The 14,605-nt window shown below is 75.5% G+C and carries 8 protein-coding genes; 6 read left to right on the forward strand and 2 right to left on the reverse strand.

Annotated elements, in window-relative coordinates:
- Positions 1–119: 119 nt before the first annotated feature.
- Positions 120–3,491, forward strand: coding sequence for a S8 family serine peptidase (locus ABZ807_RS16315; RefSeq protein ID WP_357157693.1), 3,372 nt, complete (start codon positions 120–122; stop codon positions 3,489–3,491).
- Positions 3,492–3,579: 88 nt separating this feature from the next.
- On the opposite strand, the gene dapD is transcribed toward ABZ807_RS16315, so the two are convergent.
- Positions 3,580–4,539, reverse strand: coding sequence for a 2,3,4,5-tetrahydropyridine-2,6-dicarboxylate N-succinyltransferase (dapD, locus tag ABZ807_RS16320; RefSeq protein WP_357157696.1), 960 nt, complete (start codon positions 4,537–4,539; stop codon positions 3,580–3,582).
- A gap of 81 nt (positions 4,540–4,620) precedes the next feature.
- Here dapD and dapE point away from each other — a divergent pair, with 81 nt between their 5' ends.
- Positions 4,621–5,694 carry a succinyl-diaminopimelate desuccinylase gene (gene dapE / locus ABZ807_RS16325; protein ID WP_357157699.1) on the forward strand — a complete coding sequence of 358 codons (1,074 nt, stop codon included), beginning with the start codon at positions 4,621–4,623 and terminating at the stop codon, positions 5,692–5,694.
- A gap of 154 nt (positions 5,695–5,848) precedes the next feature.
- On the opposite strand, the gene ABZ807_RS16330 is transcribed toward dapE, so the two are convergent.
- A complete protein-coding gene (locus ABZ807_RS16330; RefSeq protein ID WP_357157702.1) occupies positions 5,849–6,010 on the reverse strand; it encodes a hypothetical protein in 162 nt (53 codons plus the stop codon).
- Between the two features lie 155 nt (positions 6,011–6,165).
- Between ABZ807_RS16330 and ABZ807_RS16335 the strand changes: the two genes are divergently transcribed.
- The 4 genes from ABZ807_RS16335 (at position 6,166) to ABZ807_RS16350 (ending at position 14,595) form a co-directional block, all read left to right on the forward strand.
- Positions 6,166–7,065 (forward strand): TIGR00730 family Rossman fold protein, encoded by a 900-nt coding sequence (locus ABZ807_RS16335; protein ID WP_357157705.1) that lies wholly within the window; start codon positions 6,166–6,168, stop codon positions 7,063–7,065.
- Positions 7,066–7,068: 3 nt separating this feature from the next.
- Entirely contained in the window at positions 7,069–7,614 is a 546-nt protein-coding gene (locus ABZ807_RS16340; protein ID WP_357157708.1) for a TIGR00730 family Rossman fold protein, read from the forward strand.
- A gap of 184 nt (positions 7,615–7,798) precedes the next feature.
- Positions 7,799–11,134 carry an ATP-dependent DNA helicase gene (locus tag ABZ807_RS16345; RefSeq protein WP_357157889.1) on the forward strand — a complete coding sequence of 1,112 codons (3,336 nt, stop codon included), beginning with the start codon at positions 7,799–7,801 and terminating at the stop codon, positions 11,132–11,134.
- Positions 11,131–14,595: an ATP-dependent DNA helicase gene (locus tag ABZ807_RS16350; protein ID WP_357157711.1), complete on the forward strand. Its 3,465-nt coding sequence runs from the start codon at positions 11,131–11,133 to the stop codon at positions 14,593–14,595. The genes ABZ807_RS16345 and ABZ807_RS16350 overlap by 4 nt, the downstream gene beginning before the upstream one ends.
- The last annotated feature ends 10 nt before the right edge of the window (positions 14,596–14,605 follow it).

A 14,605-nucleotide genomic window follows, 5' to 3' on the forward strand; every position in this document is an offset into this window, starting at 1 on the left:
GGTGTCCATGTTGTGCGCGGACGGTCATGTTCCGGACTTCACTTTACATACCAGGTATGCAATTCTGATCGCTGCCAATGTGACTCCCGTCTATGACGACGCTCTACGAGGAGGATCCGTTGCACAGAACCAGAAGGAAGACAGCCGCGCTCGGTCTCGTGCTCGGTCTGGCGCTCGGCGCCCCGGCCACCGCCTCGGCCGCCGCACCGACCGCCCCGACCGCCCCGGCCGGCCTCGCCGGGGCGTCCCGGCCGGCCGCGCCGCCCCGGACGACGACCGGGGGGTCGGCCACGGTCACCCTGCTCACCGGGGACCGGGTCACCGTCACCGCCTCCGGTGACGCCGCCGTCCGGCCCGCCGCCGGCCGGGGCGACCTGCGATTCCTGGTACGCCGGGAGCGGGGGCACCTCACCGTGGTGCCGCAGGACGCGCTGCCGCTGATCCGCTCCGGCCGGGTGGACCGGCGACTCTTCGACGTCACCGAGCTGATCTCCGCGGGCTACGACGACGCCCGCCGCGACGACCTGCCGCTGCTGGTGTCGTACGCCGCCGGGGAGGCTCGGCGCGGGGTGGCCGCACTGCCCGGCGCCCGGGTGACCCGGGACCTGCCGGCGATCCGCGGCGCGGCCCTGACCGCCGGCAAGTCCACCGCCGGCGCGGTCTGGGCCGCGGTCGCCACCGGCTCCACCACCCGGCTCGGCGCGGCGGGGGGCGTCGAGCGGATCTGGCTCGACGGCCGCCGCCGGGTCACCCTGGACCACAGCGTCCCCCAGATCGGGGCGCCCACCGCCTGGTCGGCCGGTTTCACCGGCAAGGGCGTGACCGTCGCGGTGCTGGACACCGGCGTCGACACGGCCCACCCTGACCTGACCGGCAAGGTGGCCGAGTCGCGCAACTTCACCGAGGTCACCGACGACCGGGACACGGTCGGTCACGGCACCCACGTCGCCTCGACCATCGCCGGCAGCGGCGCCGCCTCCGGCGGCCGGTACAAGGGCGTGGCGCCGGACGCGACGCTGCTCAACGGCAAGGTCTGCGAGGACGTCGGGTGCACCGACTCGGCCATCCTGGCCGGCATGCAGTGGGCCGCCGTCGACAAGCGGGCCACGGTGGTCAACATGAGCCTCAGCGGCTGGGACTACCCCGAGGTCGACCCGCTGGAGGAGGCGGTGCAGACGCTGACCGCGCAGACCGGCACCCTCTTCGTCACCGCCGCCGGCAACGTCGGGTCGGACGCCTCCGTCGGCTCCCCGGCCAGCGCCGACGCGGCGCTCGCCGTGGGCGCGGTGGACCGCGACGACCAGCTCGCCGAGTTCTCCAGCCGCGGGCCGCGGGTCGGTGACGACGCGGTGAAGCCCGACATCACCGCGCCCGGCGTCGAGATCGTCGCCGCCCGGGCCGCCGACGGCTTCATCGGCGACCCCGTGGGGGAGAAGTACGTCAGCCTCTCCGGCACCTCGATGGCCACCCCGCACGTGGCCGGCTCGGTGGCGCTGCTCGCCCAGCAGCACCCGGGCTGGAAGGCCGGCCAGTTCAAGGCGACCCTGATGGCCGCCGCCAGGCCGCACCCGGCGCAGACCGCGTACGAGCAGGGGGCCGGCCGGGTCGACCTGACGCGCGCGATCGGCCAGCAGGTGACCAGCGACCCGGTCAGCGTCTCGTTCGGGCGGGCGCTCTGGCCGCACGGCGACGACGCGCCGATCACCCGCACGGTGGCCTGGCGCAACGCCGGCCCGACCGCCGTCACCCTCGACCTGACCACCGAGGTCACCGGGCCGGGCGGCCAGCCGGCGCCGGCCGGCATGTTCCGGCTCGGCGCGACGCGGCTGACCGTGCCGGCGGGCGGCCGGGCGGAGACCACCGTCACCGCCGACACCCGGCTCGGCGACGCCGACGGCTACTGGACCGGCCGGGTCGTCGCCCGTTCCGGAGCCACGGTCGCGGTGACCCCGGTGGCGGTCAACCGGGAGGTGGAGAGCTACACGCTGACGCTCACCCACCTGGACCGGGCCGGCGCGAAGACGGGGGACTACTACACCAGCCTGGCCGGGCTGGACCGCTTCGACGTCCGGGACGCCTACGACGCCGACGGGGTGGCCGAGCTGCGGGTGCCCAAGGGGCGGTACGGCCTCAGCACGCTGATCTTCGAACCCGCGCCGGAGGGCGGGCCCGCGGGGCTCACCATGCTGGCCCAGCCCGAGCTGACGGTCGACCGCGACCTCACGCTCACCCTGGACAGCCGCCAGGGCAGGCCGGTGCTGACCACCGTCCCGAAGCGGGGCGCCGCCCCGCTGCTGATCGACATCAGCGCGGTCTTCTTCGCCGACGGGGGCGACATCTACGTCTTCAGTCTCTTGGCCGACAGCTTCGCCGGCCTCACCACCGCCCAGCTCGGCAGCCCGGTCTCCGCGGACCGGTTCGTGTCGACGGTCAGCAGCCAGTGGGCCGACCCGAAGGCCGCCAGCAGCCCCTACCTGTACGCGCTGAGCGAGGCGATCCCCGGCCGGATGCCCACCGGCTTCGTCCGGCACTACCGCGCCGGTGACCTGGCCACGGTGGTGCACCGGTTCCGGGGCGGCTTCCCCGACCTGATCGCCGAACGGTTGGTCGTCCCCGAGCTGGAATACAACACGGGCGCCTCGGCGATCGTCCTCCCCACCGCCGTGCCCGGCGAGCGGGTGGAGCACTACAACACCCGGGGTGTGACGTGGAGCTCCGAGATCGATTTCGGGGTGGTCAGTGAGGAGGGCTGGCTGGAGCCGAAGGCGGCGCTCTTCTCCACGGTGACGGCGTACCGGGCGGGCCGGACCGTCCACGAGACCTGGAACCAGGCCCCGTACGGGCCGTCGTTCCCGGCCCCGCGCTGGCCCGAGGAGAGCGTCAGCCGCACCGGCGACCTCATCTTCGTCGGCCTTCCGGTGCACAGCGACGCCGCCGGGCACCCCGGCGGGTCGGTCACCGACACCGCCCGGACCGCCCTGTGGCGCAACGGGAAGCTGGTCGGCGAGAGCGAGTACGCCGGTTACGGGGAGTTCACCGTGCCGCCCGCGGCAGCGGACTACAAGCTGACGGTGTCGGCGACCCGGAGCTTCACCGACCTGAGCACCGCGGTGGAGTCGACGTGGACCTTCCGGTCCGGTCACGTCGCCGGGGACACCCCGGCCCGGCTGCCGCTGATGGCGGTGCAGTTCGCCCCGCCGCTGCGGGTCGACAACAGCGCGCCGGCCGGCCGCCCCTTCGCGGTGCCGGTGCAGGTGCAGCGGCAGCCCGGGGCGCCGGCCGTCGCGGTGGAGAAGTTGATCGTCGACGTCTCGTACGACGGCGGGAAGACCTGGCGCGAGGCCGGCGTGAAGCGGGTGCCCGGCAAGGGCTGGGTCGCGCTCCTGCGGCACCCGGCCGGCCCCGGCCACGTGTCCCTGCGGGCCACCGCCCGGGACACCGCCGGCAACACGGTGACCGAGCGGATCATCCAGGCGTACCGCCTGCGGTGATCGGCGGCGTCCGGGCCCGCGGTCTTCCCGCCGTGGGCCCGGACGCCGGTCGGGGCCGGGGCGCCCGCGCCCGGGCCCCGACCGGTCGTCAGTCGTTGGCGTGCAGGGCGGCGTTCAGCTCGATGCCCCGACCCGTCCGCGGCTTCGCCTCCAGTGCGCCGGTGACCGAGTTGCGCCAGAAGAGCAACCCGTCCACGCCGGAGAGCTCGCGGGCCTTCACCACCCGCCCGTCCGGCAGTGTGATCTTCGACGCGGCGGTGATGTAGCAGCCCGCCTCGACCACGCAGTCGTCGCCGAGCGAGATGCCGACGCCGGCGTTCGCGCCGATCAGGCTCCGCTCGCCGATGCTGACCCGCTCGGTGCCACCGCCGGAGAGGGTGCCCATGATCGAGGCCCCGCCGCCGATGTCGGAGCCGTCGCCGACCAGCACGCCCTGCACGATCCGCCCCTCGACCATCGAGCTGCCCAGCGTGCCGGCGTTGTAGTTGACGAAGCCCTCGTGCATCACGGTGGTGCCGGCGGCCAGGTGCGCGCCGAGCCGGACCCGGTCCGCGTCGGCGATCCGGACCCCGCCGGGAACCACGTAGTCGGTCATCCGGGGGAACTTGTCCACTCCGTAGACCGCGAGGTGGCGGCCGGCGGCCCGCTCGATCACCCGCAGCTCGTCGACCCGCTCCGGCGGGCACGGCCCGGCGGACGTCCAGGCCACGTTCGCCAGCTTCCCGAAGATGCCGTCGAGGTTGAGCTCGTTGGGCCGCACCAGGCGGTGGGAGAGCAGGTGCAACCGGAGGTACGCGTCGGCGGCGTCCTTGATCGGGTCGTCCAGCGAGCCGATCACGGTGGTCACCTCGACGGTACGCAGACCGGGCAGTGCCCGCTCGCCGATCGCGCCGGGCGGCAGGTCGAGCACGTCGGCCTGGTCCTCGCCGGGGACCAGCGGCAGCTCGCCGAGTCCCAGCTTGCCGGTCGGGTACCAGGTGTCGAGCACCTGATCGTCAGCGGTGACGGTGGCCAGGCCGATGCCCCAGGCGGGTACTGCGGACGTCACTGTTCTACCTTTCGTTGGCGACTGCGCCGGCTCGCAAGCTCACTCCTCGCGCTCACCGAATCTGACGGTACCGTGCCCAGCATGGAGAACCCGCTGACCCCTGAGGTCCTGGCTGATCCGGTGGCGCTGACCCGCGCCCTGGTCGACATAGAGTCCGTCTCCCTCAACGAAAAGGCCATCGCCGACTGCGTCGAGGAGGTGCTGCGGGGCGTGCCTCACCTGGCCACGTCCCGGCACGGCAACACGGTGATGGCCCGTACCGACCTGGGGCGGGCTTCGCGGGTGGTGCTCGCCGGCCACCTGGACACGGTGCCGCTGAACGACAACTTCCCGTCGACCATGCGCGGCGACCTGCTGTACGGCTGCGGCACCTCGGACATGAAGTCGGGCGTGGCGTTCGCGCTGCACCTGGCGGTGACCCTGCCCGACCCGCGCTACGACGTGACGTACTTCTTCTACGAGGCCGAGGAGATCGAGTCGAGGTACAACGGTCTCACCCTGGTGTCCGAGGCGCACCCGGAGTGGCTCCAGGCGGACTTCGCGGTGCTGCTGGAGCCGACGTACGGGATCGTCGAGGCCGGCTGCCAGGGCACCATGCGGGCGATCGTCATCACGCACGGTGAGCGCGCCCACGCCGCCCGGTCCTGGCACGGGGTGAACGCCATCCACGGCGCGGGCGAGGTGCTGCGCCGGCTGGGGGCGTACGAGGCCCGGCGGGTCACCATCGACGGCTGCGACTATCGCGAGGGGCTGAACGCGGTGCGGATCACCGGCGGGGTGGCCGGTAACGTCATCCCGGACCACTGCGAGATCGAGGTCAACTACCGGTACGCCCCGGACCGTGACCCGGCGGCGGCCGAAGCGCACCTGCGGGAGGTCTTCGCCGGCTTCGACCTGGCGGTGACGGATGCGGCGGCGGGCGCGGCCCCCGGGCTGGACTCGCCGGCGGCGCAGGAGTTCCTCGCCGCCGTCGGGGCTGAGCCGATCGGCAAGCTGGGCTGGACGGACGTGGCCCGGTTCGCCGCGATGGGCATCCCGGCGCTGAACTTCGGCCCCGGCGACCCCAACCTGGCCCACCACAAGGACGAGCACGTCGAGATCACCAAGATCCGCGATGGCGCCGCCACCCTGCACCGCTGGCTCGCCTCCGCCTGACCCCATCCCGATCGGGTCAGGGCCCGCTCGCGCCCCGGCCCTCGGCCCGCCCGGCCCCGGCCCCGGCTCCGGCCTCGATCACCACCCACCGGCTGGGCCGGGCCGGCGGGTGACCCCGGGGCGGGGCCCGGGGGTCGCGGGTGCGGGTGATGGGTCAGGCGGTGGTCAGGGCGGGGGTGTCGGTGGTCTCGGTGGTCTCGGCGGTGGGTGCCGCCGGGGACTCCAGTTGCCGGGCGCGGCGGCGCTCGGCCACCACGTCACGGATCCGCCGCTGCATCTGCCGGCGGATCCGCATCCGCTCGTTGTTGCTGATCACGCTTGCTCCTCCCCCGAAAGCCCGCGCCGGGACATACCCGGTATGTGAATAGTAGGACGTACGGGCGACAGAATTAGTTGCCCAAGATCGCGAACTATTTCTCCGGCCCGCCAGGCGCTGCACCCGGCGGGTACCGCTCCACTACGGTTGCTCCCATGAGCCAGAGCAACGGGCGGCAGCCGGGCCGCGATCCGGAGCGGCACCGGGGCGCGGTCACGCTGCGCCGCGGCGCGATCCCGACCAGCACCGCCGACCAGCGGCTGCTGGACTCCCGGGGCAGGGGCGACTGGAAGACCAAGGACGCCTGGCGCGCGCTGCGGATCCTCTCCGAGTTCGTGGAGGGCTTCGACACCCTGGCCGACCTGCCGCCCGCCGTCAGCGTCTTCGGCTCCGCCCGCAGCGCCCCGGACAGCCCCGAGTGCCGGATGGCCGGGGAGCTGGGGGCCGCCCTGGCCCGGGCGGGCTACGCCGTGATCACCGGCGGCGGACCGGGCGTGATGGAGGCGGCCAACCGGGGAGCCAGCGAGGCGGGCGGGCTCTCCGTCGGCCTCGGCATCGAACTCCCCTTCGAGCAGGGGCTCAACGACTGGGTCGACCTGGCCATCGACTTCCGGTACTTCTTCGCCCGCAAGACCATGTTCGTCAAGTACGCCCAGGCGTTCGTCGTCCTGCCCGGCGGCTTCGGCACCATGGACGAACTCTTCGAGGCGCTCACCCTGGTGCAGACCGGCAAGGTCACCCGGTTCCCGGTGGTGCTGATGGGCAGCGCGTACTGGCGGGGGCTGCTCGACTGGCTGCGGGACACCATGGCCGCCGAAGGCAAGATCGGGCCGGTCGACCTGGAGCTGATCTGCCTCACCGACGACGTGGACGCCGCCGTCCGGCACATCGTCGAGGCCGAGGCCGCCCTCTCCGCCGAGCAGGAGTCCGTACGCGAGGAGGCCGTCGCCCGGGCCGCCGCCGACCAGCAGGCCGCCGCGGACAGTGCGGCGACCGGAGCGGGGGGCAGCGGGCCGGCCGGCCCGGCCGGGCCGGGCGCGGGCCGGAAGGGCTGAGCGGTGGCCGCGATCTGCGTCTTCTGCGCCTCTTCCCGTACCCTCGACCGGCGCTGGCTGGAGTTGGCGGCCGAGACGGGCGCGGAGCTCGCCCGGCGCGGACACACCGTGGTCAGCGGCGGTGGCTGCGTCGGGATGATGGGCGCCCTGGCCGACGGCGCGCGGGCGGCCGGCGGGCGCACGGTCGGGGTGATCCCGCAGGCGCTGGTCGACCTGGAGGTCGCCGACCTTGCCTCCGACGAGCTGCTGGTCACCGACGGCATGGCCAGCCGCAAGACGCTGATGGTCGAGAAGTCGGACGCCTTCCTCACCCTGCCTGGCGGGCTGGGCACCCTGGACGAGCTCTTCGAGGTCTGGACCACCGCCACGCTGGCCCTGCACGCCAAGCCGATGGTGCTGGTCGACACCGGCGGCTTCTACCGCCCGCTGCTCGACTGGCTCGCCACCCTCGCCGACCAGACCTTCCTCAAACCCGCCGGCCTCTCCCTGCTCATGGTCGCCGACACCGTCCCCGCCGCCCTGAACGCCCTGGAGTCCCGCCTCGCCTGACCCGCCCCCGCGGGGGGTGGGGGATGGTGTCGCAGGGGCGTGGTGGGATGTGGGAGTGCAGGGGTACCGGCTTGTGCGTCGGCCTGCCGGACCGGGCCCGGGTCAGGGGCGGTCCGCCGCAACGGTTCGGGGGGACCGTCGAGCCGGCGGGCCGATCCAGGGGCACGACCGGGCGGGCGCGGGCATCGAGGGGGAGCCGCGGTCCGGGGGATCGGCGGGCGATGCCGCGCATCCCGGTGCCCGGCTGACCGACCCCCGGCAGGCGGAGATCGTCGGCCACACCGACGGGCCGATGCTGGTCGTCGGCGGCCCGGGCACCGGCAAGACCAGCACCCTGGTCGAGGCGGTCACCGCGCGGGTGGCCGAGGGCGCCGACCCGGAACGGATCCTGGTGCTCACCTTCGGCCGGCGGCAGGCCACCGACCTGCGCCACCGGATCGAGGCGCGGATCGCCGGGGCCGGCCACCGGGTGGTCCGCGAGCCCTTGGTGCGGACCTTCCCCGCGTACGCCTTCGGGCTGCTCCGCCGCGCCGCCGCCGAGCGGGGCGAACCGTCCCCCCGGCTGCTCACCGGTCCCGAACAGGATCTGATCATCCGCGAGCTGCTCGACGTGGTGGGCGAGGAGCCCGGCGACGACCCGGTCGGCTGGCCGGAGGACCTGCGCCCCGCGCTGCGTACCCGGGCCTTCGCCGGGCAGCTGCGCGACCTGCTGATGCGGGCCGCCGAGCGCGGGGTGGGGCCGGTCGAGCTGGCCCAGCTCGGCGAGAAGCTGGGCCGCGCCGACTGGCCGGCCGCCGCCCGCTTCCTCCGCGAGTACGTCGCCGTCCTCGCCCTGCGCGACGTCAGCAACCGCGGCTCGATCGCGTACGACCCGGCGGAGCTGGTCCGGGCTGCCACCGGAATGCTGCTGGACGACCCGGAGCTGCTGGCGGCCGAGCGCCGCCGGCTGGCCCACGTCTACGTCGACGAGCTGGCCGACACCGACCCCGCCCAGCAGGATCTGCTCTCGGTCATCGCCGGCGGTGGCAAGCCCATGGTCGCCTTCGCCGACCCGGACTCCTCCACGTACGCCTTCCGGGGCGCCGACCCGGCCGTGGTGCACACCTTCCCGCACCGGTTCCGAACTGCCTCCGGCGCGCCGGCCGCCCAGGTCGTGCTGACCACGTCGTACCGGTCCGGCGCGGGGCTGCTGGCGGCCACCGGACGGCTGGCCCGGCGGCTGCGCGGCCCGGCCGCACACCGGGCGCTGCACCCGCTGCCCGACGCGCCCCCCGGCACGGTGGAGTTGCGCACGTTCCGCTCCGGCACCAGCGAGGCGGCCTGGCTCGCCCACGCGCTGCGGTCCGCGCACCTGCTCGACTCGGTGCCCTGGTCGCGGATGGCGGTGCTGGTCCGGTCGACCAACCTGCACCTGCCCTCGCTGCGCCGCGCCCTGCACACCGCCGGGGTGCCGACCGTGGTGCACGGCGAGGACCTGCCCCTGCACCTGCAACCCGCGGTGGCGCCGCTGCTGCTCCTGCTGCGCTGCGCGCTGGAGCCGGACCGGCTGGACGAGGAGACCGCCGTCGCCCTGCTCCACTCGCCGTTGGGCGGCGCCGACCCGCTCGCCGAGCGGCGGCTGCGCCAGGGACTGCGCGCGCTCGCGCTGGCCGCCGGCGACCGCCGCCCCTCCGGCGAGCTGATCGTCGAGGCGCTGCGCGACCCGGCGGAGCTGGCCGCGATCGACCGGCGCTGGGTCGAGCCGGCCCGGACGGTGGCCGAGCTGCTCGCCGCCGCGCGGGCGGCGGCGGGCACCTCCGGCGCCACCGCCGAGGACGTGCTCTGGGCGGTGTGGCGGGCCAGCGGGCTCGCCGAACGCTGGGCCGGAGCGATCAACCGGGGCCGGGCCGCCACCGGCGAGCACGAGACCGCGCAGCGCTGGCGGGCCGAGGCCGCCGACCGGGACCTCGATGCGGTGATGGTGCTCTTCGACGCCGCCGCCCGCTTCACCGACCGGCTGCCCGGCGCGCGCACCGAGGTCTTCCTCGACCACGTCCTCGGCCAGGACCTGCCGGCCGACACCCTGGCCGCCGGCGCCGACCGGGGCGAGGCGGTCCGGCTGCTCACCGCGCACGCGGCCAAGGGCCTGGAATGGGACCTGGTCGCCGTCGCCGGAGCCCAGGAGGGCGTCTGGCCCGACCTGCGGCTGCGCGGCAGCCTGCTCGGCTCCGAGCGGCTGGTCGACGTGCTCGCCGGCCGGGCCGACGGCGCCGGCGCCCGGGCCAGCCTGGTCGGCCAGACCTCGGCCCTGCTGGACGAGGAGCGCCGGCTCTTCCACGTCGCGGTGACCCGGGCCCGGCGCCGGCTGCTGGTGACCGCGGTCGCCTCGGCGGCGGTCGGCGGCGACGACCACGAGGAGCAGCCGAGCCGCTTCCTGCACGAGCTGGGCGTCACCGAGCCACCCGCGTCCGGGGCGGGCGTCCCACCCGCCGGGCCGGACGACGGCGAGCCCTACCGGCCGGGAGAGCTGCCGGTCGGGCGCCCGCCCCGGGCGCTCACCCTGTCCGCGCTGGTCGCGGAGCTGCGTACCGCGGTCACCGACCCGGCGGCGCCGCCCGCCCGGCGACGCGCGGCGGCGGCCGAGCTGGCCCGCCTCGCCGCCGCCGGCATCCCCGGCGCTTACCCGGACGACTGGTGGGGCCTGCGCGGCCTCTCCGACGACCGGCCGCTGGTCGACGAGGGCGAGCCGGTCCGGGTGACCCCGTCGGCGATGGAGAGCGCGCTGCGGTGCAGCCTGCGCTGGCTGCTGGAACGGCACGGCGGCAGCGGCCCGGCCAGCGCCGCGCAGGGCGTCGGCAACCTGGTGCACGCCGCCGCGATGCTCGCCGAGGACGCCAGCGCCGACCGCACCGCCCTGCTGGAGTACGTGGCCGCCCGGTTCGACGCGATCGAGCTGGCCGCCCGGTGGATGGTCGGCCCGGAACGGTCCCGCGCCGAGGCCATGGTGGACAAGCTGCTGCGCTGGCTCGCCGGCAACCCGCGCCGGCTGCTCGCCATCGAGCACGAGTTCGCGGTCCGCTTGGACGACCCGACGCACCCGGTCGAGCTGACCGGCCGGGTGGACCGGCTGGAGGTCGACGCCGACGGCCGGCTGGTGGTGATCGACCTGAAGACCGGCAAGTCGACGGCGGTCACCGAGCGGGAGGTGGCCGAGCACCCGCAGCTCGGGGCGTACCAGGCGGCGGTGGAGGCGGGGGCGTTCGCCGAGTTCGGCGAGGAGTCCGGCGGTGCCGCGCTGGTGCAGCTCGGCACCGGGACGCGGGAGGCCAAGGAACAGGCCCAGGCCGCCGCCGGGGAGGGACCGGAGGCCGGCTGGGCCACCGCCCTGGTCCGGCGCACCGCCGATGCGATGGCCGCCGCCACCTTCGCCGCGGTCGCCAACTCGAAGTGCCGGGTCTGCCCGGTGCGTACCAGCTGCCCGGTCTCCGGGCAGGGCCGCCAGGTCGTCGAGCCGCCGGCCACCCGCCCGGAGCAGCCGTGACCCAGCCGACCCTGTTCAGCACCGCCGCCCCGGCGCCCCGGGCCGCCGACGCCGGGCCCCGCTACACCCCGGTCGAGCTGTCGAAGCTGCTGAAGCTGCCGGCCCCGACCCGGGAGCAGGCGGCGATCATCGCCGCGCCGGTGGACCCGGTGCTGGTGGTGGCGGGTGCCGGGTCGGGCAAGACCGAGACGATGGCCGCCCGGGTGGTCTGGCTGGTCGCCAACTCGTACGTGCGACCGGAGCAGATCCTCGGCCTCACCTTCACCCGCAAGGCCGCCGGCGAGCTGGCGCACCGGGTGCGTACCCGGCTCGACCAGCTGGTCCGGCGGCTGGGCCGGCGCGGGCGCGACCCGCTGGACGATCCGCTCGCCGGCGAGCCCACCGTCTCCACCTACCACTCGTACGCCGGCCGGATCGTCACCGAGCACGGGCTGCGCGCCGGGTACGAGCCGACCACCCGGCTGCTCACCGAGGCGTCCCGCTGGCAGCTGGTCGACCTGCTGGTGCGCAACTACGACGGCGACATGTCCGAGGTCGACCGGATGCCCAGCACCATCACCGACGCCGTGCTGGCGCTGGCCGGGGAGCTGGACGAGCACCTGGTCGATCCGGACGAGCTGGCCGCCTGGACCGGTCGGTTCTTCGCCGACGTGCAGTCCCGCCCCGGCCGGGTCTACGCCGACGTGCGGAAGGCGTTGCAGTTCCAGCAGGTCCGGCTGAAGCTGCTCCCGCTGGTGCGGGCGTACGCCCGGCGCAAGGACGACTTCGAGGCGATGGACTTCGCCGACCAGCTCGCCCGGGCCGCCCGGGTGGCCCGCGACCACCCGGCGGTGGGCGTGATCGAGCGGGACCGCTTCCGGGTGGTGCTGCTCGACGAGTACCAGGACACCAGCCACGCCCAGGTGGTGCTGCTCAACGCGCTCTTCGGCGGCGGCCACCCGGTCACCGCGGTCGGCGACCCCTGCCAGTCCATCTACGGCTGGCGCGGGGCCAGCGCCGGCACCCTGGAGCGCTTCCCGACGGAGTTCGCCCGCGCCGACGGCGCCCCGGCCGAGGTGCTGAGCCTGACCACCAGCTGGCGCAACCGACCGGAGATCCTCGGCGTGGCCAACGTGCTCTCCGTGCCGCTGCGCGCCGCCGGCGCCCGGGTGCCGGAGCTGCGCGCGGCGCTGAGCGTCAAGGACCCGATCCCGCACCGCAGCCCCCGCGGCCAGGCCGCCGGCACCGTGCACTGCGCGCTGCTGGAGACGTACGCCGACGAGGCGGACTGGATCGCCGACAGCGTGCTCGCCGCCTGGCGGGGCGCCGCCCGGATGCCCGGGGCGCTGCCCGAGCACATCCCGGTGCCGCAGCGCCCCACCACCGCCGTGCTGGTCCGGCTGCGCAGCCAGATCCCGGCGATCGAGGCGGCGCTGCGCGCCCGCGGCCTGCCGGTCGAGGTGGTCGGGCTGGGCGGCCTGCTGGACACTCCCGAGGTCCGCGACGTGGTCTGCACGCTGCGGGTGCTCGCCGACCCGACCGACGGGGCGGCGCTGCTGCGGCTGCTCACCGGCGCGCGCTGGCGGATCGGGCCGCGCGATCTGGTGGCGCTGCACCGGCGCGCCCGGGCGATCGCGCGGGCCCGCCGCCGGCTCATCGGTGACGACGGGCCGGAGATCGCGGTGGACGTGCTGGACGAGGCGACGCTGGTCGAGGCGCTGGCCGACCTCGGGCCGGCACAGGCGTACTCGGCCGAGGGGTACGCGCGGCTGCGCGCGTACGGGATGGAGCTGGCATTGCTGCGCTACCGGCTGGACCAGACCCTGCCGGAGCTGATCGCGGACATCGAGCGGACCATCGGCCTGGACGTGGAGGTGGCGGTCCGGGCCGGTCGGGACGGCGCCGGCGACGCCGGGCTGGCCCGCGGCCATCTGGACGCCCTGGGCGACGTCGCCGCCCGGTTCAGCGGGGAGACCCCGGGGGCCACCCTCGCCGGGTTCCTGGCCTTCCTCACCGCCGCCGAGGACGAGGAGCGCGGCCTGACCCCCGGTGAGGTGGAGGTGGTGGAGGGCGCCGTGCAGGTGCTCACCGCGCACGCCGCCAAGGGTCTGGAGTGGGACGTGGTGGCGGTCGCCGGGCTGACCCGGGGGGTGTGGCCGGGGCCGGTCCGCAACTCCGACCACTGGCTGGGTGGGCTGGGCGTGCTGCCGTTCCCGCTGCGCGGTGACGCCGACGGGCTGCCCGAGCTGGGCCTGGCCGGGGCGGAGGACCAGCGCGGGGTGGCCCGGGCCCTGGCGGACTTCACCGACGCCTGGCGGGCGCACGACGAGCGGGAGGAGCGCCGGCTGACGTACGTGGCGGTGACCCGGCCGCGCCGGCTGCTGCTCTGCTCCGGCTACTGGTGGGGGGAGGGGACCAAGCGCTTCCGTGGCCCGTCGGTCTTCCTCCGCGAGGTGCACGACGCCTGCCTCGACGGCGTGGCCGGGCACCTGGTCGACGCCTGGGCGCCCGAGCCGCCCGGGGACGCGGTCAACCCGACCACCGAGATGGTGCTGCGGGCCGAGTGGCCGGCGGACCCGCTGGGTGCCCGCCGCCCGGCGCTGGCCGAGGCCGCCGCGCTGGTCCGCCGGTTCCTCGCCGACCCCGACGCGGCCCGCCGCGACCCCGCCGGTGCCGGGGCCGGGCCGACCGGCGGTGGGTCCGGCGGGGACGCCTCGGCGGCCGGAGCGGGGCCGGCCGGCGTGGACGCGGGGGCGGTCGACCCGGAGGTGGCGCGCTGGCGGCGGGAGGCCGACCTGCTCCTGGCCGAGCGGGCCGAGCTGCTCCGGCAGGCCGAGGCGGTGGAGGTGGCCCTGCCCGGGCACCTGTCGGTGACCCAGCTGGTGGCGCTGCGTCGCGACCCGGAGGCGCTGGCCCGGACGCTGCGCCGGCCGATGCCCACCGAGCCCAACCCGTACGCGCGGCGGGGCACTGCCTTCCACACCTGGCTGGAGCAGCGCTTCGGCGCGGACCGGCTGCTCGATGTGGACGAGCTGCCGGGCGCGGCCGACGCGGACGCCGCGCCGGACGAGGCGCTGGCGGAGTTGCAGGAGCGCTTCCTGGCCAGCGAGTGGGCCGAGCGGGTGCCGGTGGAGGTGGAGGTGCCGTTCGCCACAGTGATCGCTCAGGTGGTGGTCCGGGGCCGGATGGACGCCGCCTTCGCCCGCCCCGGCGGCCGGTACGACGTGGTCGACTGGAAGACCGGCCGTCAGCCCACCGGCCGGGAGGCCGAGGTGGCGGCGGTGCAGTTGGCTGTCTACCGGCTGGCCTGGGCGGAGCTGGCCGGGGTGCCGGTCGACCGGGTGGGCGCGGCCTTCCACTACGTCCGGGAGGCCGTGACGGTGCGGCCGGCAGACCTGCTCGACGCCGACGGGCTCACCGCGCTCATCACCGGCGTGCCGGAAATTCCGGAAGGGGATGGCGCGCCGGGCGATCCGTGGTAGATTAGCTCCG

Origin of the sequence: Micromonospora sp. NPDC047548, assembly GCF_040642975.1 — a bacterium.
In the GTDB taxonomy this organism is placed as follows: domain Bacteria; phylum Actinomycetota; class Actinomycetes; order Mycobacteriales; family Micromonosporaceae; genus Micromonospora.